Annotated in this window: 20 protein-coding genes, 5 tRNA genes and 1 pseudogene; 17 read left to right on the forward strand and 9 right to left on the reverse strand. The window is 59.4% G+C overall.

All coding sequences use genetic code 11. The features are described from left to right. Window positions 1–2: 2 nt before the first annotated feature. Window positions 3–584 (reverse strand): GNAT family N-acetyltransferase, encoded by a 582-nt coding sequence (locus ACA043_RS10030; protein ID WP_497617314.1) that lies wholly within the window; start codon window positions 582–584, stop codon window positions 3–5. A 127-nt stretch (window positions 585–711) separates the two neighbouring features. Here ACA043_RS10030 and ACA043_RS10035 point away from each other — a divergent pair, with 127 nt between their 5' ends. Together ACA043_RS10035 and ACA043_RS10040 are read left to right on the forward strand one after the other, a co-directional pair. Next, entirely contained in the window at window positions 712–1,506 is a 795-nt protein-coding gene (locus ACA043_RS10035) for an exodeoxyribonuclease III (protein ID WP_497659101.1), read from the forward strand. A gap of 100 nt (window positions 1,507–1,606) precedes the next feature. Beyond that, window positions 1,607–2,440, forward strand: a complete 834-nt coding sequence (locus ACA043_RS10040; protein ID WP_497659102.1) for an arylamine N-acetyltransferase family protein — start codon at window positions 1,607–1,609, stop codon at window positions 2,438–2,440. Here ACA043_RS10040 and ACA043_RS10045 read toward each other — a convergent pair. Continuing rightward, window positions 2,437–2,769 (reverse strand): BrnA antitoxin family protein, encoded by a 333-nt coding sequence (locus ACA043_RS10045; RefSeq protein ID WP_497659103.1) that lies wholly within the window; start codon window positions 2,767–2,769, stop codon window positions 2,437–2,439. The genes ACA043_RS10040 and ACA043_RS10045 overlap by 4 nt on opposite strands. A 3-nt stretch (window positions 2,770–2,772) precedes the next feature. Next, window positions 2,773–3,056: pseudogene (locus ACA043_RS10050) on the reverse strand (BrnT family toxin). Between the two features lie 256 nt (window positions 3,057–3,312). On the opposite strand from ACA043_RS10050, the gene ACA043_RS10055 reads away from it, so the two are divergent. Continuing rightward, a complete protein-coding gene (locus tag ACA043_RS10055; RefSeq protein ID WP_401265654.1) occupies window positions 3,313–4,839 on the forward strand; it encodes a nucleobase:cation symporter-2 family protein in 1,527 nt (508 codons plus the stop codon). A 123-nt stretch (window positions 4,840–4,962) separates the two neighbouring features. Here ACA043_RS10055 and ACA043_RS10060 read toward each other — a convergent pair. Beyond that, window positions 4,963–5,038 (reverse strand) — tRNA-Asn (locus ACA043_RS10060). A gap of 228 nt (window positions 5,039–5,266) precedes the next feature. Between ACA043_RS10060 and ACA043_RS10065 the strand changes: the two genes are divergently transcribed. Continuing rightward, entirely contained in the window at window positions 5,267–5,497 is a 231-nt protein-coding gene (locus ACA043_RS10065; protein WP_150650998.1) for a hypothetical protein, read from the forward strand. On the opposite strand, the gene ACA043_RS10070 is transcribed toward ACA043_RS10065, so the two are convergent. Both ACA043_RS10070 and ACA043_RS10075 read right to left on the reverse strand, forming a co-directional pair. After that, window positions 5,494–5,694: a hypothetical protein gene (locus tag ACA043_RS10070; RefSeq protein WP_053118898.1), complete on the reverse strand. Its 201-nt coding sequence runs from the start codon at window positions 5,692–5,694 to the stop codon at window positions 5,494–5,496. The two genes, ACA043_RS10065 and ACA043_RS10070, sit on opposite strands and share 4 nt — an antisense overlap. A 134-nt stretch (window positions 5,695–5,828) precedes the next feature. Then, the gene (locus ACA043_RS10075) at window positions 5,829–7,025 is read right to left on the reverse strand and encodes an amino acid aminotransferase (protein WP_497659104.1); all 1,197 of its coding nucleotides are present in this window, start codon (window positions 7,023–7,025) and stop codon (window positions 5,829–5,831) included. 337 nt (window positions 7,026–7,362) lie between these two features. On the opposite strand from ACA043_RS10075, the gene uvrB reads away from it, so the two are divergent. The 13 genes from uvrB (at window position 7,363) to ACA043_RS10140 (ending at window position 19,056) form a co-directional block, all read left to right on the forward strand. Further along, window positions 7,363–9,378 carry an excinuclease ABC subunit UvrB gene (gene uvrB / locus ACA043_RS10080; RefSeq protein ID WP_401265658.1) on the forward strand — a complete coding sequence of 672 codons (2,016 nt, stop codon included), beginning with the start codon at window positions 7,363–7,365 and terminating at the stop codon, window positions 9,376–9,378. Window positions 9,379–9,529: 151 nt separating this feature from the next. Continuing rightward, a complete protein-coding gene (gene gltX, locus ACA043_RS10085; protein ID WP_489878722.1) occupies window positions 9,530–11,011 on the forward strand; it encodes a glutamate--tRNA ligase in 1,482 nt (493 codons plus the stop codon). 203 nt (window positions 11,012–11,214) lie between these two features. Beyond that, window positions 11,215–11,290, forward strand: a tRNA-Ala gene (locus tag ACA043_RS10090). 79 nt (window positions 11,291–11,369) lie between these two features. Further along, window positions 11,370–11,445, forward strand: a tRNA-Glu gene (locus ACA043_RS10095). 53 nt (window positions 11,446–11,498) lie between these two features. Further along, window positions 11,499–11,574 (forward strand) — tRNA-Ala (locus ACA043_RS10100). Window positions 11,575–11,655: 81 nt separating this feature from the next. Continuing rightward, window positions 11,656–11,731 (forward strand) — tRNA-Glu (locus ACA043_RS10105). 181 nt (window positions 11,732–11,912) lie between these two features. Further along, entirely contained in the window at window positions 11,913–12,452 is a 540-nt protein-coding gene (locus tag ACA043_RS10110; RefSeq protein WP_187676922.1) for a TetR/AcrR family transcriptional regulator, read from the forward strand. Window positions 12,453–12,482: 30 nt separating this feature from the next. Further along, window positions 12,483–13,316: an alpha/beta fold hydrolase gene (locus ACA043_RS10115; protein WP_187676923.1), complete on the forward strand. Its 834-nt coding sequence runs from the start codon at window positions 12,483–12,485 to the stop codon at window positions 13,314–13,316. Between the two features lie 47 nt (window positions 13,317–13,363). Further along, entirely contained in the window at window positions 13,364–13,807 is a 444-nt protein-coding gene (locus ACA043_RS10120; protein ID WP_489878723.1) for an acyl-CoA thioesterase, read from the forward strand. Window positions 13,808–13,968: 161 nt separating this feature from the next. After that, window positions 13,969–14,928 (forward strand): tRNA dihydrouridine synthase, encoded by a 960-nt coding sequence (locus ACA043_RS10125; protein WP_116031011.1) that lies wholly within the window; start codon window positions 13,969–13,971, stop codon window positions 14,926–14,928. 121 nt (window positions 14,929–15,049) lie between these two features. Then, complete coding sequence (locus ACA043_RS10130) at window positions 15,050–15,496, forward strand: Hsp20 family protein (RefSeq protein WP_187676925.1); 447 nt, start codon at window positions 15,050–15,052, stop codon at window positions 15,494–15,496. Window positions 15,497–15,685: 189 nt separating this feature from the next. After that, window positions 15,686–16,381, forward strand: a complete 696-nt coding sequence (locus tag ACA043_RS10135) for a DUF1266 domain-containing protein (RefSeq protein ID WP_489878724.1) — start codon at window positions 15,686–15,688, stop codon at window positions 16,379–16,381. Further along, on the forward strand, window positions 16,378–19,056 hold the full coding sequence (locus ACA043_RS10140) for a DUF805 domain-containing protein (protein WP_497659105.1): 2,679 nt from the start codon (window positions 16,378–16,380) through the stop codon (window positions 19,054–19,056). The genes ACA043_RS10135 and ACA043_RS10140 overlap by 4 nt, the downstream gene beginning before the upstream one ends. Here ACA043_RS10140 and ACA043_RS10145 read toward each other — a convergent pair. From ACA043_RS10145 to ACA043_RS10155, 3 genes are all read right to left on the reverse strand, one after another. Beyond that, window positions 19,053–20,744 (reverse strand): Hsp70 family protein, encoded by a 1,692-nt coding sequence (locus tag ACA043_RS10145; protein ID WP_497659106.1) that lies wholly within the window; start codon window positions 20,742–20,744, stop codon window positions 19,053–19,055. The two genes, ACA043_RS10140 and ACA043_RS10145, sit on opposite strands and share 4 nt — an antisense overlap. An 86-nt stretch (window positions 20,745–20,830) precedes the next feature. Continuing rightward, on the reverse strand, window positions 20,831–24,109 hold the full coding sequence (locus tag ACA043_RS10150) for a sensor domain-containing protein (protein WP_497659107.1): 3,279 nt from the start codon (window positions 24,107–24,109) through the stop codon (window positions 20,831–20,833). A 68-nt stretch (window positions 24,110–24,177) separates the two neighbouring features. After that, window positions 24,178–25,068 (reverse strand): LysR family transcriptional regulator, encoded by an 891-nt coding sequence (locus ACA043_RS10155; RefSeq protein WP_497659108.1) that lies wholly within the window; start codon window positions 25,066–25,068, stop codon window positions 24,178–24,180. Window positions 25,069–25,081: the final 13 nt, after the last annotated feature.

The raw sequence follows: 25,081 nt of genomic DNA on the forward strand, positions 1-25,081 counted from the left end.
CGTTACTCGTAGCTGGCGAGTTTCTGCTCCAGGTTCAAGCGCACTTGCGGCCACTCGTCGTCGATGATGCTGAAACGCACCGAGTTGCGCTTGCGCCCGTCCGGCATGATCCGTTCGTGGCGGACGATGCCTTCCTGCTGCGCACCGAGGCGCAGGATCGCATGGCGTGATTTCTGGTTGTTCTCGTCGGTGGTGAACTGCACGCGCACGCAGTTCAGCACGTCGAAGGCGTGACGCAACATCAGGTATTTGGCTTCGGTGTTGACGAAGGATTTCTGCCAGCTCGCCGAGATCCAGCTGCTGCCGATTTCCAGTTTGCGGTTGAGCGCGTCGATCTTCCAGAAACGGGTAGAGCCGATCACCTCGCCGCTGTCCTTCAGCACGATGACAAACGGCATCACCGTCCCGGCCTCGCGGCCATCAAGGGCTTTTTTCAGGTAGCTATCGACGGTGGTCGCCGAGGGCACGACGGTGACGGTGAGGTTCCACAACTCGCCGTCGGCGGCGGCTTGGAGCAGGTCGGCGGCGTCGCTGTACTGAAGCGGGCGCAGAAGGATGCGCTGGCCTTCAAGCTTGGTTTGCATGGAATTCTGGTCTCGGCAGTGCGGGCGAATGACGAGCGCCTATTACGCCGCAGCGAGACGATCCGATGCAACCAGTGCGGTGGCCGCAGGGTCACTATTTCTATCCCTACCGGCAGGAGCCCGGACGATGAAAAACCTGCGGATCGCCACGTTCAACGTCAACGGCCTGCGCACACGGTTGCCCAACCTGCTTGATTGGCTCAAGCGCGAGCAACCGGACATTGTTTGCCTGCAAGAACTGAAATCGCTCGACAGTGCGTTTCCCGCCGCCGAGCTGGAAGCGGCCGGTTATGGCGCAATCTGGCAGGGACAGGCTGCCTGGAACGGCGTGGCGATTCTCGCCCGTGATGCGCAACCGCTGGAAAGCCGCCGAGGCTTGCCGGGCGATCCCGAAGACAAGCACAGCCGTTATCTGGAAGCCGCCGTACATGGCGTGCTGGTCGGTTGTCTGTATCTGCCCAACGGCAACCCGCAACCGGGGCCGAAGTTCGATTACAAATTGGCCTGGTTCGAGCGGCTGATCAGTTACGCGGAGGATCTGCAAGGCAGCGATCACCCCGTGGTGCTGGCCGGCGACTACAACGTCGTGCCCACGGACATGGACATCTACAACACCCGCTCATGGCTCAAGGATGCGTTGCTGCAGCCCGAGAGTCGCGAGTGTTATCAGCGCTTGCTTGACCAGGGCTGGACCGATTCGCTGCGGCATCTCTACCCGGACGATCGCCTCTACACCTTCTGGGATTATTTTCGCAACCACTGGCAAACCAACTCGGGTTTGCGCATCGACCATCTGCTGCTCAACCCGGCGCTGAGTCCTTATCTGCACGAGGCCGGTGTAGACGCCTGGGTGCGCAACGAACCGCATGCCAGTGACCATGCGCCGACGTGGATTCGTATTGGTTCACGCAAGAAACGCTAGAGGCGATTGGTGAAATCAATTGTCGAAATCAGTGCCCGATCCCGTATACATGGCGACCATCAACGCAGTGACCTGCGGCCCCATGCAAAAGGACTGAGCAATGAGTGAGCCACGCCTGACGAGTTTGAAGCTTTATCTGCAACGCCTGGGTTTCGATGCACCGCCGGCGCCGACGCTGGAAACCTTGCGTCAGCTGCAGTTGCGTCACACCGGCGTCTTCCCCTTCGAAAACCTCGCGACGATTACCGGTGCACCGGTAATGATCGATCTTGCGTCAATTGAACAGAAAGTCCTGCACGATGGCCGAGGCGGTTACTGCTACGAGCTCAATCACCTGTTTTTTGCGCTGTTGTCTGAATTGGGCTTCGACGTTCGGGCGATCAGTGGGCGAGTAGTGATGAATCAGCCCGAGGGCACCTGGACCGCGCGCGCGCACCGCTTGAGTCTGGTGACACTCGACGGCGTGCGTTACATCACTGATGTCGGCTTCGGTGGCATGGTGCCGACTGCACCGCTGATCCTCGACACCGAGGCTGAGCAAGCCACTCCACACGAACCGTATCGCATCGAAAAACAGAACGATGGTTACATGCTGCGCGCCAACGTCGCGGGAGAATGGCGGTCGATGTACCTGTTCGATCTACAGCGCCAGGAGGACATCGATTTCACCATCGGCAACTGGTACGTCTCGACCCATCCGCAATCACCGTTCGCCAATCGGCTGATGGTCGCGCGCACGGGTAATGGCTGGCGCAAGACGTTGAACAACGGCAACTTCGCCGTCCATCGCATGGGCGCCGATAGCGAACGGCGCGAAGTGACCGACGTTGATGAGCTGATTGAATTGCTGGAGCAGGAATTTGATCTTCGCCTGCCCGAACAACCGCACCTGCGCCATGCGCTGGGGCGGATGATTGTCGCGCCTGAAGCCTAGGGCTTCGCATCCGGCTCCAGTACCCGACGAATCTCCCCGACGGCCGCCGACAGCTTTTTCTCAAGACTCTTGAGGTCGGCGGCGGTAATACCTTTCTTGAACTGCCCGCTGTGGTCAGACTCGGTCTGGCCCTGACTGTCTGCGCCGTTGAGCAAGGCATGGCGAAGGGTGTTATTGATCACCGTCTGATAACCAAACCCTTCGTTTTCCGCCACGGTGCGCGCGGCCTCGATAACTGCATCGTCGAGCATGATGGTGATGCGGGTTTTGCCCTTGGTGGACACCACTGCGCCACGTTTGCCCTGAGAGAAGTCGTATTCGTCTTTCATCGGTCAATCCTCCAGAAAATACTCGCAACGTTCGCTCGGTGTGGCGACACGCGCAGAAATGATTCGTATGACATTCGCTTCGCGGTAACTGTACGCAACCACCAGTAAACGTCCCTTGGCGTCGAGGCCGAGGTGATCCAGCGTTGTTCGTCATGGTCGTTGTCCTCAATCGTCAGTGCTCGTTCGTCTTGAAAAACCGCTTCGGTCTCGGCAAGGCTCACGCCTCTGTGCTTGAGTTTGTTGGCTGCGTTCTTGCTTTTGTCGTACTGAATAGTGAATGACTTCATTATGCATACTTTATATGTATAAAAAAGAGTGCAACCACACCGTCGGTCGCCGTGAACACTTCAGCCTAGTGGGGGATGGTGGAGGGGGCAGCGGGGCATGTGTTGCCGGATTTGTGGGGGATGCAAGCAGCGGAATAGAAGGTTGGGTGGCTACCTATCCATTATATGACTGACAAGTTGTATACAGCTCTATGGACATTTGTCACGAGTATTGAATACAGTGTGCGCATAACAAAAACCAGGGAACCCCCCAACCATGAAAACGCCCCATGTTTCACACCAACGGCCCGAGGACGAAAATCTCGGGGTCGGCGCGAATATGGCTTACGGCCTGCAACATGTTCTGACCATGTATGGCGGTATCGTCGCGGTACCACTGATCATCGGTCAGGCGGCCGGGCTGTCGCCGGCGGACATTGGTTTGTTGATTGCTGCTTCATTGTTTGCGGGGGGGCTGGCGACGTTGCTGCAAACCCTGGGTCTGCCGTTTTTTGGCTGTCAGTTGCCGCTGGTGCAGGGCGTGTCGTTCTCCGGCGTTGCGACCATGGTGGCGATCGTCAGCAGTGGCGGGGAGGGCGGCTTCCAGTCGGTGCTTGGCGCGGTGATAGCGGCCTCGCTGATCGGGCTGTTGATTACCCCGGTGTTTTCGCGAATCACCAAGTTCTTCCCACCGTTGGTGACAGGCATCGTCATCACGACCATCGGTTTGACGCTGATGCCGGTGGCCGCGCGTTGGGCCATGGGCGGTAACAGCCATGCGCCGGACTTCGGCAGCATGCAGAACATCGGTCTGGCGGCGGTTACGCTGGTACTGGTGTTGCTGCTGAGCAAGGTCGGCAGCTCGACCATCTCGCGTCTGTCGATCCTGTTAGCCATGGTGATCGGTACCGTGCTGGCGGTGTTCCTCGGCATGGCGGATTTTTCCAGCGTCACCACCGGCCCGATGTTCGGCTTCCCGACGCCGTTTCACTTCGGCATGCCGACGTTCCACTTCGCCGCGATCCTGTCGATGTGCATCGTGGTCATGGTGACGCTGGTGGAAACCTCGGCGGACATTTTGGCCGTCGGCGAAATCATCGGCACCAAGGTTGACTCAAAACGGCTGGGCAATGGTCTGCGTGCGGACATGCTGTCGAGTATGTTTGCGCCGATCTTTGGCTCGTTCACCCAAAGCGCTTTCGCCCAGAACGTCGGGCTGGTGGCGGTAACCGGGATCAAGAGCCGTTTTGTGGTGGCCACTGGCGGTCTGTTTCTGGTGATTCTCGGCCTGCTGCCGTTCATGGGCCGGGTGATCGCGGCGGTGCCGACTTCGGTACTCGGCGGCGCCGGTATCGTGCTGTTCGGCACCGTGGCAGCGAGCGGTATTCGTACCCTGTCGAAGGTTGATTACCGCAACAACGTCAACCTGATCATCGTCGCCACTTCGATCGGTTTCGGCATGATCCCGATTGCTGCGCCGAACTTCTACGATCACTTCCCGAGCTGGTTCGCGACCATTTTCCATTCGGGCATCAGTTCGTCGGCGATCATGGCGATCCTGCTCAACCTGGCGTTCAACCACTTCACCACCGGTAACTCGGACCAGCAGTCGGTGTTTGCGGCAGCGGAAGAGCGAACCCTGCGTTTTCGCGATCTGGCAGCGCTGCGTGAAGGCGATTACTTCAGCGACGGCAAGCTGCATGACTGCGATGGCAAAGAAGTGCCGGTGATTGAACCTGATGCGGAGCATGATCATGGGCACGGTGCGCCGAAGGTGCAGACTAAAAGCAGCGAGCATGTCTGACCGCTGTGTCTGAATAGAAAAGGGCCGATCAGTTGCGAGACTGATCGGCCCTTTTTATTGCGCCGGTTTTTCGACCGTCCACAAAAAAGCCCCTGAATCTTTCGATTCAGGGGCTTTGCTATTTGGCTCCACAACCTGGACTCGAACCAGGGACCCAATGATTAACAGTCATTTGCTCTACCAACTGAGCTATTGCGGAATTGGTGCGTATGTTACTGATTCAAAAAGAGAAGTCAAGCATCGGTTGTGAAAATAGGCGATTCGATGAGACGGACGGTGGTTTGTCCGCGATTGACGGTTACCAGAACCGCGCCGGAGGTCTACCATGGCCGCCCGGAAGTGGTAACACGCGCTGCCGGTCATTCGCCGAAAAGGTACGCGCCATGAATCGCCCAGCTATCAAATCTCGCAACAGCGGGGTGCTCGCATGAGCATCGCTCAGATCAGCCTGCCCAAAGGGGTCGGCCCGCACGCCGAAAAGCTCTTCGACGCAATCACTCAAGCCAGCACCGCTGAAGAGTTGAACCGCGCCGGCGGCAAAGCCGAAGGTTTTGTCCTGGGCCTGGAAAGCACCAAGGCGATCAAAAGCCAGATCGCCGAATCGCTCTACGTCGCCTATGACGATGCCGCCAGCCAGCGCGCGACTGAACTGACTTAACTGCCGAAGGTAATGGTGCCGAGCATCAGTTTGGCGTAAGCCGCGGTGGCTGCAAGTTGCACCAGCCACAGCACCAGACCGCCGAGGAAGACCCCGGCCGCGACTTGCAGTACCAGGCTTTTTTCGCGTTTGGCCGAGGCGCGGGGGATGAAGTCATCCAGGTCGTCACGGTCGGCACGCAGGTTGTCGTTTTTCATTTGGGTTCTCTTCAAAAATCTCGGGTGTACACAAATCTGTAGGAGTGTGTGCAGTCTAGAGGGTGTGGACACGTTTCCGGGACAAATAAAAAACGGGAAGCCCAAGGCTTCCCGTTTTTCATCACGCTGCGAAATCAGATGACTTGAACAATCGCATCCGTCACAGCCTTGATGTTGCTCTGGTTCAGCGCCGCCACGCAGATGCGGCCGGTGTCCAGGGCGTAGATGCCGAACTCGTTGCGCAGGCGGTGAACCTGCTCCGTGGTCAGGCCGGAGTAGGAGAACATGCCGCGCTGACGGCCGACGAAGCTGAAGTCACGCTGTGGCGCTTTCTCTGCCAGCATGGCGACCATTTGCTCGCGCATGCCGCGAATGCGCAGACGCATTTCCGCCAGCTCCGCTTCCCACTGAGCGCGCAGTTCCGGGCTGTTCAGCACGGCAGCGACGATGCTTGCACCGTGGGTCGGCGGGTTGGAGTAGTTGGTGCGGATCACGCGTTTGACTTGCGACAGCACGCGCGCGCTTTCTTCTTTCGATTCGCTGATGATCGACAGAGCACCAACGCGCTCGCCGTACAGAGAGAACGACTTGGAGAACGAGCTCGACACGAAGAAAGTCAGGCCGGACTCAGCGAACAGGCGCACAGCAGCGGCGTCTTCGTCGATGCCGTCACCGAAACCCTGGTAAGCCATGTCGAGGAACGGCACGTGCCCTTTGGCCTTGACCACTTGCAGTACGTTGTTCCAGTCCGCCGGGGTCAGGTCGACACCAGTCGGGTTGTGGCAGCACGCGTGCAGGACAACGATCGAGCCGTTCGGCAGGGCGTTAAGGTCTTCGAGCAGGCCGGCACGGTTCACATCGTGGGTGGCGGCGTCGTAGTAACGGTAGTTCTGCACCGCAAAGCCGGCGGTTTCGAACAGCGCGCGGTGGTTTTCCCAGCTCGGGTCGCTGATCGCCACGACAGCGTTCGGCAGCAGTTGCTTGAGGAAATCGGCACCGATTTTCAGTGCGCCAGTCCCGCCGACGGCCTGAGTGGTGATGACGCGACCGGCGCTGATCAGCGGCGAGTCGTTGCCGAACAACAGCTTTTGCACGGCCTGGTCGTAGGCAGCGATGCCATCGATCGGCAGGTAACCGCGCGAAGCGTGTTGAGCAGCGCGAACGGTTTCGGCTTCGATCACGGCGCGCAGAAGTGGAATTCGCCCCTCTTCGTTGCAGTAAACACCTACACCCAGGTTGACCTTGGTGGTCCGGGTATCGGCGTTGAATGCTTCGTTGAGGCCCAGGATTGGATCGCGGGGTGCCATTTCGACAGCGGAGAACAGGCTCATTATTACGGCGGCTCTGAATGGAGTGTGGAGGGACGTGTCGCGCTCCAGCCGGATGCACTAGAGCGGTGCACAAACGGGGAGCTAGTATAGAGGCCATCACTGAGCAATGGCGACAGGCGAATCGGCTTTTAGGGCAAGTTTTTCCGATTATTTCTCGACCGTTAGTCGATTGGTCGTGTCAGAGTCTTTACCGGATGTAGGACGTTTACCTTGAAAGCTGAGGCAATCGACACCACATTGAGCACAATCCAGGTTTTTTCTTGCGCGACATCGGTCGTTTGCGGTGTTTCTCGTGGTGATCCGCTTTGCTTGGATCTCCGCGACCCCAGAGGTGTTTATGTCCGAATTCCAGCTAGTCACCCGCTTCGAGCCCGCCGGCGATCAGCCGGAAGCCATTCGCCAATTGGTGGAGGGCATCGAAGCCGGGCTGGCGCACCAGACGCTGCTCGGTGTGACCGGCTCGGGCAAGACCTTCAGCATCGCCAATGTCATCGCGCAAATTCAGCGCCCGACTCTGGTGCTGGCGCCGAACAAGACTCTGGCCGCGCAGCTGTACGGCGAGTTCAAGGCGTTTTTCCCGAACAACTCGGTCGAGTATTTTGTTTCCTACTACGACTACTACCAGCCCGAAGCGTATGTGCCATCGTCCGACACCTTCATCGAGAAGGATGCGTCGATCAACGATCACATCGAACAGATGCGCCTTTCCGCGACCAAAGCGCTGCTGGAGCGCAAGGACGCGATCATCGTTACCACGGTGTCGTGCATCTACGGTCTCGGTAGCCCGGAAACCTATTTGAAGATGGTGCTGCACGTCGATCGCGGCGACAAACTCGATCAGCGTGCGCTGCTGCGGCGTCTGGCCGATCTGCAATACACCCGCAATGATATGGACTTTGCCCGCGCGACCTTTCGCGTACGCGGCGATGTGATCGACATCTACCCGGCGGAATCGGATCTGGAAGCCATCCGCATCGAATTGTTCGATGACGAGGTCGAGAGTATTTCCGCGTTCGATCCGCTGACCGGCGAAGTCATCCGCAAGATGCCGCGCTTCACTTTTTACCCGAAAAGCCACTACGTCACGCCGCGCGAAACCCTGCTGGGTGCCATCGAGGGGATCAAGGTCGAGTTGCAGGAACGTCTCGAATACTTGCGCAGCAACAACAAACTGGTGGAAGCCCAGCGTCTGGAGCAGCGCACCCGCTTCGATCTGGAGATGATTCTCGAACTGGGCTACTGCAACGGCATCGAAAACTACTCGCGTTACCTCTCGGGTCGCGACTCCGGTCAGGCGCCGCCGACCTTGTTCGACTATCTTCCGGCCGATGCCTTGCTGGTGATCGACGAATCCCACGTCAGCGTGCCGCAGGTCGGCGCGATGTATAAAGGTGACCGCTCGCGTAAAGAAACCTTGGTGGAATACGGTTTTCGTCTGCCATCGGCGCTGGACAACCGGCCTATGCGTTTCGACGAATTTGAAGGCATCAGCCCGCAAACAATTTTTGTCTCGGCCACGCCGGGCAATTACGAGGCGGAACACGCCGGTCGCGTTGTCGAGCAACTGGTGCGTCCGACCGGTCTGGTGGACCCGCAAATCGAAATCCGTCCGGCGTTGACTCAGGTGGATGATCTGCTCTCGGAAATCACCAAGCGTGTGGCGCTGGAAGAACGCGTCTTGGTCACCACGCTGACCAAGCGCATGTCGGAGGATTTGACCGATTACCTCGCCGACCACGGCGTGCGTGTGCGTTATCTGCACTCGGATATCGACACCGTCGAGCGGGTTGAAATCATCCGTGACCTGCGCCTCGGCACCTTCGATGTGCTGGTCGGGATCAACCTGCTGCGCGAAGGTCTGGACATGCCGGAAGTGTCGCTGGTGGCGATTCTCGATGCCGACAAGGAAGGTTTCCTGCGCTCCGAGCGCTCGCTGATCCAGACCATCGGCCGTGCCGCGCGTAACCTCAATGGCCGGGCGATTCTGTACGCCGATCGCATCACCGGTTCAATGGAACGGGCGATTGGCGAAACCGAGCGCCGCCGTGACAAGCAGATCGCCTTCAACCTCGAAAACGGCATCACCCCGAAAGGTGTGTTCAAGGACGTCGCCGACATCATGGAAGGCGCCACCGTGCCCGGCTCGCGCAGCAAGAAGCGCAAGGGCATGGCCAAGGCTGCCGAGGAAAACGCCAAGTACGAAGCCGAATTGCGCTCGCCGAGCGAGATCACCAAGCGTATTCGGGCGCTGGAAGAGAAGATGTATCAGCTTGCTCGGGACCTGGAGTTTGAAGCGGCGGCGCAGATGCGTGATGAAATTGCCAAGCTGCGCGAGCGTCTTCTGGCTGTGTGATTGTGCGGTGAATTGTCCGGCCTCATCGCGGCCAGCGGACCTGACAGACACAAACCTGGCTTAAATGCCCTGCCCGCTGGAGCGGGGCGGGTGTCGCCTGTTACCATTCGCCGCTTGATTGTTTTGCTTTTCATTCTTTTCGAGACATGCCATGACCACCGTCCGCACTCGCATCGCGCCATCGCCTACCGGGGACCCCCACGTAGGTACCGCTTACATCGCATTGTTCAACTACTGCTTTGCCAAGCAGCATGGCGGTGAGTTCATCCTGCGGATCGAAGACACCGACCAGTTGCGTTCGACCCGCGAGTCCGAACAGCAGATCTTCGACGCCCTGCGCTGGCTGGGTATCGACTGGAGCGAAGGCCCGGATGTCGGCGGCCCGCACGGTCCATACCGTCAAAGCGAGCGCGGCGAGATCTATCAGAAGTATTGCCAGCAACTGGTCGACATGGGCCATGCTTTCCCGTGCTTCTGCACCGCTGAAGAGCTGGATCAGATGCGCGCCGAGCAAATGGCTCGCGGCGAAACCCCACGCTACGACGGCCGCGCGCTGCTGCTGTCCAAGGAAGAAGTGGCAGCACGCCTGGCCGCCGGCGAACCTCATGTGATCCGCATGAAAGTGCCGAGCGAAGGCGTCTGCGTCGTGCCGGACATGCTGCGTGGCGACGTCGAGATCCCGTGGGATCGCATGGACATGCAAGTGCTGATGAAGACCGACGGCCTGCCGACGTACTTCCTCGCCAACGTTGTCGACGATCACCTGATGGGCATCACTCACGTACTGCGCGGCGAAGAATGGCTGCCGTCGGCGCCGAAACTGATCCTGCTCTACGAATACTTCGGCTGGGAACAACCGGAGCTGTGCTACATGCCGCTGCTGCGTAACCCGGACAAGAGCAAGCTGTCCAAGCGCAAGAACCCGACATCGGTAACGTTCTACGAGCGCATGGGCTTTATGCCGGAAGCGATGCTCAACTACCTGGGGCGCATGGGCTGGTCGATGCCGGACGAGCGCGAGAAGTTCTCGCTGCAGGAAATGGTCGACAACTTCGACCTCAAGCGTGTGTCCCTCGGCGGACCGATCTTCGACATCGAGAAGCTGTCGTGGCTCAACGGCCAATGGCTGCGCGATCTGCCGGTGGAAGAGTTCGCCGCCCGCGTGCAGAAGTGGGCATTCAACTCCGAATACATGATGAAGATCGCGCCGCACGTTCAGGGCCGCGTCGAAACCTTCAGCCAGGTTGCACCGCTGGGCGGGTTCTTCTTCGCCGGTGGCGTCAACCCGGATGCCAAGTTATTCGAATCGAAAAAGCTCTCGGGTGACCAGGTTCGCCAGTTGATGCAACTGATCCTGTGGAAGCTTGAAAGCCTGCGTCAGTGGGAAAAGGACAACATCACCGCGACGATTCAAGCGGTGGTCGAATCCCTTGAGCTGAAACTGCGCGACGCGATGCCGCTGATGTTTGCCGCGATCACCGGGCAGGCCAGTTCGGTGTCGGTACTCGATGCGATGGAAATCCTCGGGCCGGACCTGACCCGTTACCGTCTGCGCCAGGCGCTTGACCTGCTGGGCGGCGTGTCGAAGAAAGAAAACAAAGAGTGGGAAAAGCTGCTGGGCGCTATCGCTTAAGAGCGTCTGACTCTGCAGGAACTGCCGAAGGCCGGGATCGTTTGATTCTGGCCTTCGGCGTTTTCCCAGCGGATTATCGGGGGGAGGGCGGTAAGTGATTGTTATGCCGACAAAAAACTTTGAAATATTTTAAAAATAAGTTTGACAGCCCTCCGATACGCCCTTAAGATTCGCCCCGTCCTCAGCGATGACATCAACGATGAGGGGCTATAGCTCAGCTGGGAGAGCGCTTGCATGGCATGCAAGAGGTCGACGGTTCGATCCCGTCTAGCTCCACCAATTTACACTTCGATGCCTGGCCACACCGGCTTCGAAGCGATCAACACTCAGCGTTGATCAGTTGTATAGAAGGGTTTGCGTCCCCTTCGTCTAGTGGCCTAGGACACCGCCCTTTCACGGCGGTAACAGGGGTTCGAGTCCCCTAGGGGACGCCAGTTTTACAGAAGTGATGTTGCAAAATGTCACTCCGCCGCGAGGCGAAAAATCCGGGGCTTTAGCTCAGCTGGGAGAGCGCCTGCATGGCATGCAGGAGGTCAGCGGTTCGATCCCGCTAAGCTCCACCAATTTTACAAGTTCAAGGTCTGGCCACACCGGCCTTGAATCGATCAGATCTCAGCACTGATCAGTTGTATAGAAGGGTTTGTGTCCCCTTCGTCTAGTGGCCTAGGACACCGCCCTTTCACGGCGGTAACAGGGGTTCGAGTCCCCTAGGGGACGCCACGATTACCCGCTCTGCGGGATTTATAAGGGTCATTCAATTATTGAATGGCCCTTTTGTTTGTCTGGCGTTTGGCCAATTCTCCTTTTTCCTTACACTGTGCTTCAGACCAGCGGTCATATCCTCGACTTGCAGAATATTATTATGCGAATAATATTCTAGTCGTAATATTCGGAGGCAACGATGAACGATAAAAAAGCTCAAACCCGCGAACGCATCCTCAAGGCTGCCAGCGCCGCACTGATCCAGCGCGGCCCGGCAGACCCAAGCGTGGGCGAAGTGATGGGCGCGGCCGGCCTGACCGTCGGCGGTTTTTATGCGCACTTCGAAAGCAAGGACGCAATGATGCTTGAGGCGTTCAAGCAATTGCTCGGCCGCCGTCGCGACCTGATTGCCGACATGGACGCCGAACTGACCGGCGAAGAGCGTCGTGCCCTGGTCGCTGCTTTTTACCTGTCGCGCAAGCACCGTGATTCCAGCGAGTCAGCATGCCCAATTCCGGCCTCTATCGGCGAACTGGGGCGTTTGCCGGAGTCGTTCCGCATCGCGCTCAACGAACATCTGGAATTGATGCTTGCGCAGTTGGCGTCCAGCCCTGAGGACACCGACAAAGCCTTGGCCGACGTGGCCTTGATGGTGGGAGGTCTGGCACTCGCAAGAGCGCTCGGCCCTGGCGATTTATCTGATCGATTGCTGCGCGCGGCCAAGTCGGCGGTGCGTTGACCTGAAGGCAACACGCCTGAGGAGAGAGCGATGAACACGTTGAAGTGGGTTCGTGGCGTTAATGGCACCTTGGGCTGGATTGCACCGAAACGGGTAGCGAGCAAAATGCGCCTGGCGTTCATGACGCCGCGTGCGCTACCACTGCGGGATTGGGAGTTACCGTTGCTGGCCAATTCCGAACGGATCACGTTGCGCTTTGGTCTGTCAGCCCTGCGCTGGGGGCAAGGTCCGACCGTTTTACTGATGCACGGCTGGGAAGGGCGGCCAACCCAATTCGCCGCGCTGATCACCGCGCTGGTCGAGGCCGGTTACACGGTCGTCGCACTCGATGGCCCGGCTCACGGCAGATCGCCGGGGCGCGAGGCCAACGTCGTATTGTTTGCCCGAGCGATGCTCGAAGCCGCCGCCGAGCTGCCGCCATTGCAAGCCGTGATCGGTCACTCCATGGGCGGCGCCAGTGCGATGCTGGCCGTGCAACTGGGCTTGCGCACCGAAACTCTCGTCAGCATTGCTGCCCCCGCGCGAATTCTCGGCGTGCTGCGCGGTTTCGCACGCTATGTCGGGATGCCACCCAGAGCACGTTCCGCGTTCATTCGTCAGGTCGAGCAGGATGTGGGCATGCGTGCCGCCACGCTGGACGTCGCCCACTACCAACTGGATATGCCTGGCCTGATCGTGCATGCCGAGGATGACAACTTCGTCTCGGTCAAAGAATCGCAACTGATCCACGAAGCCTGGTTCGACAGCCGACTACTGCGCCTGGAAGCCGGCGGCCATCAGCGTGTGCTGGCGGACCCTCGGGTGATTGATGGCGTGTTATCACTGCTGGCCGGTCGCAGCCTTCAGGCACGGCAATCGGCGTAAGCATCCGTTACACTGCCCCGGTTGAATAATCTGACCGGGAGTGGGGCATGGGCTGGGATCGGGCAACGCCGTTTACCATTGATCTGCAAGTGGGCGCCGAGGACATCGACGGACTGGGCCACGCGAACAACGCGGTTTACGTCACCTGGCTCGAACGCTGCGCCTGGCGCCACTCGCAGCGACTGGGGCTGGATCTGGTCGAGTACCGGCGCCTGGATCGGGCGATGGCGGTGGTGCGTCACGAGATTGATTATCTGGCGGCGGCCTATGAAGGCGACGAGTTGCAGTTGGCAACGTGGATTGTCGATTGGGATCAGCGCCTGAAAATGACCCGGCATTTCCAGCTGATTCGCCCGAGCGACAATGCCACGCTGCTGCGCGCTCAAACCACGTTCGTGTGCATCGAGCTGTCCACCGGCAAGCCCAAGCGCATGCCGGCCGAGTTCATCGAAGGCTACGGCCCTGCCATACAAAATTCAGAACCAGCGTAAATCCCCCTGTAGGAGCTGCCGAAGGCTGCGATTTTTTGATGTTGGTTTTTAAAAAGCAAGATCAAAAGATCGCAGCCTTCGGCAGCTCCTACACGGTTTACCGCATCAAGGCTGTAATCCAGTAAACTCCCGCACATTTTTCCTTTAAGTAGTGTTTCCCCATGCAAATTGCTCTGGCGCCCATGGAGGGGTTGGTCGACGACATCCTTCGCGACGTGCTGACCCGCGTTGGCGGCATCGACTGGTGCGTGACCGAATTCATTCGGGTCAACGATCAGTTGCTCACTCCGGCCTATTTCCACAAGTTCGGCCCGGAGCTGCTCAACGGTGCCCGCACGGCGTCCGGGGTGCCGCTGCGTGTTCAGCTGTTGGGTTCCGACCCGGTGTGCCTGGCGGAAAACGCTGCGCTGGCCTGTGAGCTGGGTTCCGAAGTGATCGACCTCAACTTCGGTTGCCCGGCCAAAACCGTCAACAAGTCCCGTGGCGGTGCGGTGCTGCTCAAAGAGCCGGAACTGCTCAACCAGATCGTCGAGCACGTGCGTCGCGCCGTGCCGGCACACATTCCCGTAACCGCCAAGATGCGCCTGGGTTTCGACAGCCCGGACGGCTCGCTGGTCTGCGCCACCGCGTTGGCTGAGGGTGGGGCGGAACACATCGTGGTCCATGCCCGGACCAAAATGGACGGCTACAAACCGCCGGCGCACTGGGAGTGGATTCCGCGCGTGCAGGACGTGGTCAAAGTGCCGGTGTTCGCCAACGGTGATATCTGGAGCGTCGAAGACTGGCGTCGTTGCCGCGAAATCAGCGGCGTGGAAGACATCATGCTCGGTCGCGGCCTGGTGTCGCGCCCGGATCTGGCCAAACAGATCGCCGCTGCACGGGCCGGCGAAGAAGTGGTCGAGATGACCTGGGCCGAGCTGATGCCGCTGATCCAGGACTTCTGGTTGCAGGCCAAGGCGCAGATGACTGCACGTCAATCCCCGGGTCGTTTGAAGCAATGGCTGGCCATGCTGACGCGCAATTATCCTGAAGCCACCGAGCTGTTTACCGTCCTGCGCCGTGAGACCGAACCGGATCATGTCTCGCGTTTGCTCGGTCTGCCGGTCGCCGAAGCGGCCTGAAAAAAATCTGCAAATAATCTCTTGAAATCAAATCAGCGGGCCCTATCTAGGGGTTACGCGATGCCGAATTCGGGTCGCGGAATCAAAAAACCTTGCTGATTGTTTTCAGGAGATTTGAACCATGAGTACTGCATTTTCCCTCGCGCCACTGTTCCGTTCCTCGGTGGGTTTCGACCGTTTCAACGACCTGTTCGAAACCGCCCTGCGCAACGAGCCAGGCAGCACCTATCCTCCCTACAACGTTGAAAAACACGGCGACGACCAATACCGCATCGTCGTAGCGGCAGCCGGCTTCCAGGAAGAAGACCTGGAGCTGCAAGTCGAGAAGGGTGTGCTGACCATCAGTGGCGGCAAACGTGATGCCAACGAAGGCGTGACCTTCCTGCATCAGGGTATTGCCCAGCGTGCCTTCAAGCTGTCCTTCCGCCTGGCCGATCACATCGAGATCAAGGCTGCCGGCTTGAGCAACGGTTTGTTGAGCATCGACCTGTTGCGGGTGATCCCGGAAGAAGCGAAAGCCAAACGCATCCCGATCAACGGGGAGCAAAAACCGGCTCTGCAGCACTGAGTCATAAGCAGCAACACACTCGTCTGAACAGGCGATGAGTCGCTGAACGAAGGCCCCGATACGTCGGGGCCTTTTTTGTGCGCGCAGTAAACGCGCTCACAATATTTGCCGCTCCTGCCACGGCTCTTTACAATCCGCGTCAACAAGGCCGGCACTCCCTCATTCCCGCTGGCTCCGGAGCCTTTCTTCATGGACGAAATGGAACAGCGCTGGCTCTATGCGCTTTCTGCGCCTTTGGTCGCCCTCAATCCCGATGCGGACTACGCCGCACCCACATACTGCTTTGACCTCAAGCATGTCGACGTCGAAGGCGGCTGGGGCATTACAACGCGCCCGCAATTGCTCGACATGCTGAGCACGGCCGACGACGGGCACGCGACCTATTTGAATGAAGCCTATCGACAGTGGGAGCGTTGCCTGCCGTCCGAATGGCAAGCCTTGCTCGACTCGCTGGATACCCGTCAACGCGCCTTTTATGAGTTGGCCAGTCGCACGTTCGGCGAGTGCGGCTCGGGTGGTATTCGCGCCTGGGACATTGGCCGAATGGGCTTTCTGTTGCGCTCGGCGGTACTGCATGGCTGGATCGATCTCACCGAAAGTCTCTGGCTGCACGGTCGCATGGCGGCGCGTGCGCGGTACTACTACGACAGTTGGACGAGTTACCTGAATGGCTTCGTCCTCGGCAAAGCCTTCTGGCATTGTCTGGGGAATAAAGATGAGGAACTTGCCCATGAATACGATCGGCAAGGCGACTACATCGGCACTACGGTGGTCATCAGAAAGCTTGATCGCGATGCTCGCGAATTCTTTGCCCAATTGCCCTGGGATATGCCCCTGCATCTGCCTGAGCGGCCGGACTCACTAGGGGAGTTCGACTGGTCATGAGCTGCTGGATTCGCTTGGGTATCGAGCCCACCAAAGACAATGACGCCATTCGCGGTGCCTATCGTGCGCGTTTGCCGCAACACCACCCGGAAACCGATCCGGAAGGTTTTCAGGCCCTGCGCGAGGCCTATGAACTGGCACTGCGATTCGCCCGCGAGGAAGTATCTGAAGCGCACGTGCCGACCGACGATGAGGTGAGTCCTGCTGACCAGATGTTGGCGGACTTCGAAGCGCTACTGCTCGATTCGACGCGTCGATTCACTCCGACGGCCTGGCAGGCATTCAACCTTGAGCTTGATCGACTGCCGCTAGAGGTGCTGGACGAAGTCTGCTGGCCGCTGTTGCGCGCGTTGCTCGACGCCGGCCCGATTTCCCACGTCTGTGCGCGTTTGCTCGCGCAGCGCATGGGCTGGGCGAGTCGGATGCTCGATCTGGCTTTCGACAACGCCCGCACTGTCGATGAGTTTTTGAAGGCTATCGACGCGCCGGATCCGTTCGACACCTCGTTGATGAGCCATTGGCCAGCCACCGCGCAACTGGAGACCCTCTGGTACGTGCGCACGTTGAATCATCTTCACCGTAACGCATCGCTGGACGATTTCCGCTACTTCGCCAGCCTGCATACCTGCATTGCGCTGCCTGGGGATGACGCGCTGTTACAACGTCTGGCAATACAGTTCAGTCAGGCCGGCATTGCCAGTAAAGACTTTCTCGACATCATCAGCGAGCAGCATCGGCTCGCGCCGCAGGATGTTGACTGGCTTTATCTGCTGGCATGTCAGCGCAGTGCGCTGGGCATGGAAGAGTTGGCGCTTCAGGCCTGGGTGCAACTCTGGCGAGAGCATCAACACCCAAAAGCCGCCACCTGGTTGCTGGATCTGTGCGCGCGCCATCAACCACAGCGCTTGCCATTGCTGATCCAGGCGTTCGATCGTCTGGAAAACTTCCGCGGCTGGTCCGCTGACCTCAGTGATGTCACCCAGGAATACGGCAGTCCATCGCAGCGCCCGGAAACGTTGGGGCGCTGGTTCCGCGCACGGCAGCTCGACTTGCAGGGCATCGCCGATGCCTTTGTTGAATGGCGCGTCAGCGGTGATGAATTACCCCTGCTGGCGTGGTTGATCATTGAAAGCGACGACCCGTCACTCCAAACCCTGTACCAACATGCCTGGGCCTTGCATCGTGGTGATGTGACCTTGTTGCAACGAATCATGGATGCGCCAGAGACTCCGGAGATTCTTGACCAGTTGGTGCTAGAGGGCTTCAAGTATCAAGCCGATCAGCAGATCTGCTGGCTGTCCCAGGCACCCATTCCGCGTGCGCTGCATGCGTTTCTGGCCAGCGATGCAGCGGCGCAACTGCCGCCGGAACTGCAAAATGGCGAGCCGCTAGAGCTTAGTCTGCTGTGGATGCGCCGCTTGCGAGCCTATGACGCGCGTTCGCTGGCGCGGCTGGACGAAGCATTCAGTCTGAACAAGCGCGATGTCGTGCTCGACGGCCTGAAACTGCAAGCACAGTTGGCGGAACAGGGCATGTTGCTCCCGGCCATCAATACCCATGGTGATGTATGGGAATGGCATCGTCAGGCGTTGTATTTGCTGGCGACTCTCGATGAGCCGGCACGTTGGCTGGGTGCCCAATCGGCGCACTGCGTTGATTCGATGAACGTTGCGCGTGAGCATCCATTGGCGCGTTTGCAGCCTCTGCTGTGCCGATTGAATCGCGAACAGGGCAGCGCCAGTGGTCTGCTGGGCTGGCTGCAAGCGAAGGATCCAGTGCATGCCTTGCTCGCGCGTAAATTGTTCAGCGTCCAGGAAGCGCTCGACAGCACACGGCTGTTGAGCAATGACCGCTTGTACGAGTGCATGCGCAGCGATATCAGCCGTTTCAATGAGGATTTGCTCGGTCGCATGTTGTTGGGTGGGGTGCTTTATCACGATCCGCTGCTGAATGCGCAGCAGCGCAAATACCTGCTTGAGAGCATCACCGAAGTCGTCAATCCTCAGGACTGGTTCGACGGATTCCGCCACAGTCTGATCAAAGGTGAACCCATACGCCCGCCGCGTGAGGTGCTGGAGGATGACGGCGTTGATTACACCGACTCGTTTTACCTGGCGCTGGATGTGCTCAAGGATCTGGCGCGTTACGGTAGCGCCGGGGTGCCGCGACAGAAAATTCTGATGCGCATGCAGCAGGCCAAGGACAACACGCACAATGGCCTCGGCTTACGCTTTGCCTTCAGTGCATTGCTGTCGTGGTCAGAGCGTTTGCTGTTGGCCAAGGCTGACACTCGGCCGACGCCTGCAACCGCGTTCTGGCGCCTTGGCACACGACTGGGGCGCGAGGCATTTATCGGCCAGGTGATCGGCATCGTGCTGCTTACGCCATTGCTGGCCTTGTTCAGTGGCTCGATGTTTTCCGCTTTCGTGGTGTTGGCAGCGGCGCTGGTGCTGATGCTCAGCGCCATTCTGAGGCGCCTGCATGATATGGGCCGAGGTGTTGCCAGCTTTCTGATTCTGGCCGGCCTGACCCCGGTCTTGCCATTTCTGCCGCTGGTGCTGTTCGGCTTTCCCGGCGAGAAGTTGCCCAACCGCTACGGTGTACCACCGGGCAGTGATCGTGAGGACACGTTATCCGGTGGTTTGCAGGCCGCGTTGCGGCGACTCAACGGTTAGAGACGCAGCTCATCCAGCACTTTGTTGAGTTGTGAGCGATGGCTGGCGATTTCCTCTGATCGCTGGCCACTCAGCACCGTGGTGAAACTGTCCAGCCATTCAGCGATGCGCTGACGCTCCTCGCCAAGGCTTTGCATCCAGGCACGTTCCAGTCGCGCCAGCAGGGTTCGGTTGGGCAGAGCATCGCGAGGATGAATTTTCAGGCTGGACAAGCGTTCCTGGCTGGCCTGACGCGATTGCTCATCGAGCCCGGTCGGGCTGCGATCGATGCTATGGCTGTGGCGCTCGCCGGTTTCCAGCAACGTGACGTCTACTTCGAGCAAGCCATTGATGTCGTAACTGAAGCGCACGTCCAGCGCCTGGATGTGATCGCTGGGTGTCAGCGTGACATCGAAGGCATCGATGAAGATGTTGTCGCGCACCCACGGCCGTTCACCCTGATAGACCGCAATGCGGATGACTTCCTGCCTGGGCGAAGTGGTGTGGAAGCGCTCCACCCGTGACGTCGGAATGATGGTGTTGCGTTCGATAATGGGTGAGAACGCGCCTTTGACGTCATCGCCGCGCATGGTCGAAATCCCCAGGGTGTACGGACAGACATCCGTCAGGATCAACTCCTCTACCGCCCCATCCCGCGCCTTGCACGCCGCTTGCGTGGCCGCGCCGAGCGCGACAATGGTGTCCGGATCAAGATGCCGATAGGGCAGGCGCCCGAACAGCGTGGCGACCATCTGCTGCACTGCCGGCATCCGCGTGGCACCCCCCACCAGCACCAGACTGTCGAGGTCACGCGGCTTGAGCCGGGCATCGCGCAGGGCTTGTTCGATGGGGGCGCGCAGGCGGCCGAGCAGTGGCTCCCAAATCTTCACGGCACCCGCTTCGTCCAGCGACCATTCGAATGTCTTGTCGGCATGCCGCCAGCTCAATGTCTGGATACCTTCGCCGAGTTTGCATTTGAGCTGCTCCAGCGCATCACCGAGGCTGGCCATGCCTTGCGCATCGATCATTGACGGGGTGAGTTGCCAGTCTTTCAGGCAGGCCTGCAACAGCGCAGCGGTGAAGTCTTCGCCACCGAGAAAGTTGTCACCGGTCGACGCATGCACCTCGATCAGTGGCAGCGCATATTCCAGCACCGTGACATCGAAGGTGCCGCCGCCCAGATCGAAAATCAGCGTGCGTTCGAATTTCTGTTCATGCAGCCCATAAGCCATGGCGGCAGCGGTCGGCTCGTTGATCAGGCGCGTGACGGACAGGCAGGCCAACTCCGCAGCAAACAGCGTGCGTTTGCGTTGTTCGTCGCTGAAATAAGCCGGCACGGAAATCACCGCCTCAGAGATCGAATGACCGAGAAAGGCTTCGGCGTCCTGCTTGAGTGAGCCAAGCACCAGTGCCGATAACTCCTCCGGTCTGAACTGGCGACTGCCGAGTTCTATTTGTTTGTCGCTGCCCATGAACCGCTTGAACGCAGCGGCGGTGCGCTCCGGGTGCGTGGTCAGTCGGGCGCGGGCGGCTTTGCCGACCAGAATCGTGTCGTCTTCATCGAGACTGACCACCGATGGGGTCAGCACGTCGCCGAGGGCGTTGGGAATCAATCGGGCCTGGCCGTCCTGCCAGACGGCGATCAGACTGTTGGTGGTGCCAAGGTCAATGCCCAGCAGGGCCGGGCGGGGGAGGGTTGCATCCTGCATGATCGATCTCGAAACGGCGCAAAAAACGCGACCCTACAGGTTGCCGTCAGCACTGGCAATTGCCGGTCTGTTGCAACCTGCGCGCATCAGGGCAGCAGCTTTTTCAGACCCTCCAGGGGCAATGGCCGGCTGTGCAGATAGCCCTGATACAAGTGGCAGCCCAGACCTTGCAGGAATGCCAGTTGCTCAGGGGTTTCCACGCCTTCGGCAATCACTTCGAGTTCCAAGCTGAGGGCCATGGCAACGATGGCGCGGATGATCTCCGCGTCGTTCGGATCGGTGGTTGCGTCGCGAATGAACGACTGGTCGATTTTCAGCGTGTCCACCGGCAAACGCTTGAGGTAAGTCAGCGACGAATAGCCGGTGCCGAAATCGTCCATGGCGAAGCTCACGCCGAGTTTTTTCAGACGACGCATTTTACTGATGGTGTCTTCCAGGTTCTGAATGACGATGCCTTCGGTGATTTCCAGTTTCAGCAGCGAGCAAGGCAGGCCGTGGCTGGTCATGCTGTGTTCGATGCGCTCGACGAAGTCATTCTGACGGAACTGTCGTGGGCTGATGTTCACGCACAGGCTGAAATTCAGCGGATCGACCAGCTTCAGGGCGATTAGTTGTTTGAAGGCTTCGCAGGCTTCGTCGAGGATCCACGTGCCGACCTCCAGAATCAGGCCGCTGTCTTCCAGTACCTTGATGAACTCGGTCGGCGACTGCGCACCGAGTTCCGGATGATTCCAGCGCACCAAAGCTTCGGCGCCAATGATGCGGTTGTCGCGCGCGTCGATCTGCGGCTGAAAATGCACATTGAATTCGCCGCGAGACAGCGCCAGGCGCAAGTCGGTCTCCATGCGCAGCCGTTCGCTGGCCGCCTTCTGCATGGTGTTGTGGTACATCGTCGTGGTGTTGCGCCCGGAATCCTTGGCCCGGTACAGGGCGATGTCGGCGCGTTTGAGCAGATCAGTCGGGGTCGAGCCGTGGTCTGGAATCAGCGCCACGCCGATGCTCGGCGTCACTTGCAGGCGCTGGCCATCGAGGAACATCGGTTCCGAGAGCAGTTCGCGAATGGTGTCGGCCAGATTGCGCACCTGCGCGCTGACTTCGTTGCGCGAGCCTTCCAGGCCGCTGAGCAACACCACGAATTCATCGCCACCCAGGCGCGCCACGGTATCTTCCATGCGTACGCTGGCTTCGAGCCGTGCGGTGATGATCTTCAGCACGGTGTCGCCGACCGGGTGGCCGAGGGAGTCGTTGATGTGCTTGAAGTGATCCAGATCGAGAAACAGCAGCGCACCGCGCAGGTTGTGGCGTTTGAGCAGGGCGATCTGCTGGCTCAGACGATCCATCAGCAGGGCACGGTTGGGCAGGTTGGTCAGCGGGTCGTGGTAAGCCAGATGACGGATCTGTGCTTCGGCGTTTTTCAGCAGGCTGACGTCCCGGGCAGTCAGCAGCAGGCACGCCGTTTCGTTCAGGGTGATCGGCTCGACCGAGACCTCAACCGTGAGCATTTCCCCGCGTTTGTTGCGCCCGAGCATTTCCTGATGATGCACGCGGCCCTTGATCTGCAACTCGGCCAACAATGCCGAACGTTGTTTCTCCTCGGCCCAGATGCCCACCTGATATACGGTTTTACCGACCACTTCATCGGCGCGATAGCCGGTGAGGCGACAGAAACCATCGTTGACCTCCAGATAGCGCCCGGTGTCGCGCTCGGTGATGGTGATCGCGTCGGGGCTGGAGTGAAAGGCCTTGGCGAATTTCTCTTCGCTGGCCTTGAGTGCGGCTTCCGAGCGTTGCTGTTGGGTGATATCCCGCAGCGTGGTGACGATGCACGGTTGGTTGCCGACGCTGATCTGCCGGCTGGAAATCACGCAAGTCAGCGACTGTCCGTCCTTGTGCTGGACGATGATCGCGACATTGCTCAGGCCCTGTTCACGGATGACCCGTTCGATGCGTTGCAGGCTTTTTGCAGAGGCGTCCCACAGGCCGATATCTTCGGCGGTGCGACCGATCACGTCAGCAGCGCTCCAGCCGAACGTTTGGGTGAAGCTGGAGTTGATTTCGATGAAATCGCCGCTGTCCTGGCGGGTAACGCAGATCGGGTCGGGGCTGACCTGGAACAGCGTGGCGAATTTTTCTTCCGACGCCACCAGCCGCTGCTCGCGCTCGACCTGATCGGTGATGTCCAGCAGTGTGCCGGCCATGCGCAGTGGCGCGCCGTTGTCGTCGCGATAGAGGCGCGCGCGGCTTTCCAGATAACGTGAGCTGCCATCCGGCAGTTGCACGCGATACGTCAGTTGATAATTTCCTGCCGGGCCTTCGCGCAGGCTGCGATACGCATCGCGCATGCTGTCGCGTTCTTCGCCGGGCACGCCTTCGAAAAACTCGTCGAACGATTCATGAAACGGAATCGGTTCCAGGCCATGCAGTTGCGCAGCACGGGCCGAGCCGTAGAGCATGCCACTGGGAATGTGCCAGTCCCAGGTACCGAGCTGCGCCGAGTCCAGCGCCAGATCGAGGCGTTCCTGGCTGTCTTTGAGGGCGTGTTCGGCAACTTTGCGATCGGTGGTGTCGAGGAAGGTGCTGAGCAGATAGGGCTGGCCTTCGAGTTCGACCTTTTGCGCACTGAGGATGCCGTCGTGGACCTGGCCGTTACTGGCGCGAAATTGCACTTCCATGCTGATCAGTTCGCCCTTGGCCTTGGTTTTCTTGACAAGCTCGGCGCGTTGCTCGGGGTGAACCCACAGGCCCAGTTCCAGGGTGGTGCGGCCAATGGCGCTCTGCACCGGCCAGCCGAAGAGGCTTTCGAAATACTGGTTGGCTTCGCTGATCAAGCCGTCTTCCTGGCGGGTCAGCAGAACCATGTTCGGGCACAGGTGAAACAACGTGGCGAAACGTTTCTCCGAGCTGCTCAGGGCCTGTTCGCGTTGGCGCTGGTGGGTGATTTCGCGAATCACCCCGATCATTCGGGGGCGGCCGTTTTTGTCCGGGAGCAAACTGCCGTTGATCTCCAGCCAGTGCAGGCTGCCGTCGGGCCAGCGGATGCGGTGGTGCATCGCCTGTTCCAGCGGTGCGCCGGCAATCACCGCGTGGAAGGCGCGGACGGTTTTCGCCCGATCTTCCGGCGGCAGCAAATCGAGGTACTCGAGATCTTCCGGCAGCGGCTGGCGCGGATCGAAGCCGAACAATGCCTGGGTGCCCCGTGACCAACTGATCTGCCCACGCTCGATATCCCAATACCAGGCGCCGAGCCGCGCGCCGTTGAGCGCCGCGAGCAATTGCGGCGCGCTCTCCCAGCTCTGCTCGGAGTGTCGCGGGTCAATGGCTTGAATGCGCGGCATCGGCGGAATTCGGTCAACAGATTTCGGCATCGTTAACAGGCCTTGAGCGGGTGGTGGCGTTAGGCACAGAGACAGCAGCTCTATAGGAGTAGCACAAGTTAGCCCTGAGTCCCTGGCAGATCGATTTGTGCATCCAGCAAGGCCATAAACGCCCTTGCCGCATTCGATAGCGTCCGTTCGGTGTGCACGATATAGCCTAGCTGGCGAGTGAGCTGTATGCCCGGCAATGCGATGCTCGCCACCTGATCGTCGAGCATGGTGCGCGGCAGAACGCTCCAGGCCAGGCCGATCGAGACCATCATTTTGATGGTTTCCAGATAGTTGGTGCTCATGGCGATGTTCGGCGTCAGGCCCTGCGCCTCGAATAACCGTTGAACAATATGGTGTGTAAATGTGTTGCCGCCGGGGAAAACCGCCGGATGACCGGCGATGTCCGCGAGGCTGACGGCGCCATTGCTGATCAGCGAATGCTCGGGAGCGACCACGAAATCCAGCGGGTCGTCCCAAACTGGCGTGGCTTTGACCAGTGTGTGGGGCTCCGGGGCGAGGGTGATGACCGCCAGTTCCGCACGGCCATGGAGAATTTCTTCGTAGGCCACTTCCGAATCGAGAAACTGAATATCCAGCGCGACTTGTGGGAAGCGGCGGGTGAACTCCCTTAATAGAGCCGGCAAACGATGCAGACCGATGTGGTGACTGGTGGCCAGCGTCAGGCGACCGCTGACTTCGCCGGTCAGATTGGTCAGTGCGCGACGGGTGTCGTCCAGCACGTTGAGAATCTGATAAGCCCGGGGCAGCAGGGCGCGGCCGGCTTCGGTCAGGCCGACTTCGCGACCCAGTCGATCAAACAGGCGCACCTTCAGTTGCTGCTCCAGCCCGGCGATACGCTTGCTGATCGCCGGTTGTGTCAGATGCAAGCGTTCGCCGGCGCCGGAGAAGCTACCGGTCTCGGCGATCGCAATAAAAGCGTTGAGGTTGGCCAGATCCATGTTGGTATTCCAG

It is taken from the genome of Pseudomonas sp. LBUM1648 (genome assembly GCF_059716145.1).

What these genes read in the sequence shown, in the direction of transcription:
- ACA043_RS10030 (WP_497617314.1), bottom strand. Translation starts at nt 584, where the DNA reads ATGCAAACCAAGCTTGAAGGCCAGCGCATCCTTCTGCGCCCGCTTCAG.
- ACA043_RS10035 (WP_497659101.1), top strand. Translation starts at nt 712, where the DNA reads ATGAAAAACCTGCGGATCGCCACGTTCAACGTCAACGGCCTGCGCACA.
- ACA043_RS10040 (WP_497659102.1), top strand. Translation starts at nt 1,607, where the DNA reads ATGAGTGAGCCACGCCTGACGAGTTTGAAGCTTTATCTGCAACGCCTG.
- ACA043_RS10045 (WP_497659103.1), bottom strand. Translation starts at nt 2,769, where the DNA reads ATGAAAGACGAATACGACTTCTCTCAGGGCAAACGTGGCGCAGTGGTG.
- ACA043_RS10055 (WP_401265654.1), top strand. Translation starts at nt 3,313, where the DNA reads ATGAAAACGCCCCATGTTTCACACCAACGGCCCGAGGACGAAAATCTC.
- ACA043_RS10065 (WP_150650998.1), top strand. Translation starts at nt 5,267, where the DNA reads ATGAGCATCGCTCAGATCAGCCTGCCCAAAGGGGTCGGCCCGCACGCC.
- ACA043_RS10070 (WP_053118898.1), bottom strand. Translation starts at nt 5,694, where the DNA reads ATGAAAAACGACAACCTGCGTGCCGACCGTGACGACCTGGATGACTTC.
- ACA043_RS10075 (WP_497659104.1), bottom strand. Translation starts at nt 7,025, where the DNA reads ATGAGCCTGTTCTCCGCTGTCGAAATGGCACCCCGCGATCCAATCCTG.
- uvrB (WP_401265658.1), top strand. Translation starts at nt 7,363, where the DNA reads ATGTCCGAATTCCAGCTAGTCACCCGCTTCGAGCCCGCCGGCGATCAG.
- gltX (WP_489878722.1), top strand. Translation starts at nt 9,530, where the DNA reads ATGACCACCGTCCGCACTCGCATCGCGCCATCGCCTACCGGGGACCCC.
- ACA043_RS10110 (WP_187676922.1), top strand. Translation starts at nt 11,913, where the DNA reads ATGAACGATAAAAAAGCTCAAACCCGCGAACGCATCCTCAAGGCTGCC.
- ACA043_RS10115 (WP_187676923.1), top strand. Translation starts at nt 12,483, where the DNA reads ATGAACACGTTGAAGTGGGTTCGTGGCGTTAATGGCACCTTGGGCTGG.
- ACA043_RS10120 (WP_489878723.1), top strand. Translation starts at nt 13,364, where the DNA reads ATGGGCTGGGATCGGGCAACGCCGTTTACCATTGATCTGCAAGTGGGC.
- ACA043_RS10125 (WP_116031011.1), top strand. Translation starts at nt 13,969, where the DNA reads ATGCAAATTGCTCTGGCGCCCATGGAGGGGTTGGTCGACGACATCCTT.
- ACA043_RS10130 (WP_187676925.1), top strand. Translation starts at nt 15,050, where the DNA reads ATGAGTACTGCATTTTCCCTCGCGCCACTGTTCCGTTCCTCGGTGGGT.
- ACA043_RS10135 (WP_489878724.1), top strand. Translation starts at nt 15,686, where the DNA reads ATGGACGAAATGGAACAGCGCTGGCTCTATGCGCTTTCTGCGCCTTTG.
- ACA043_RS10140 (WP_497659105.1), top strand. Translation starts at nt 16,378, where the DNA reads ATGAGCTGCTGGATTCGCTTGGGTATCGAGCCCACCAAAGACAATGAC.
- ACA043_RS10145 (WP_497659106.1), bottom strand. Translation starts at nt 20,744, where the DNA reads ATGCAGGATGCAACCCTCCCCCGCCCGGCCCTGCTGGGCATTGACCTT.
- ACA043_RS10150 (WP_497659107.1), bottom strand. Translation starts at nt 24,109, where the DNA reads ATGCCGAAATCTGTTGACCGAATTCCGCCGATGCCGCGCATTCAAGCC.
- ACA043_RS10155 (WP_497659108.1), bottom strand. Translation starts at nt 25,068, where the DNA reads ATGGATCTGGCCAACCTCAACGCTTTTATTGCGATCGCCGAGACCGGT.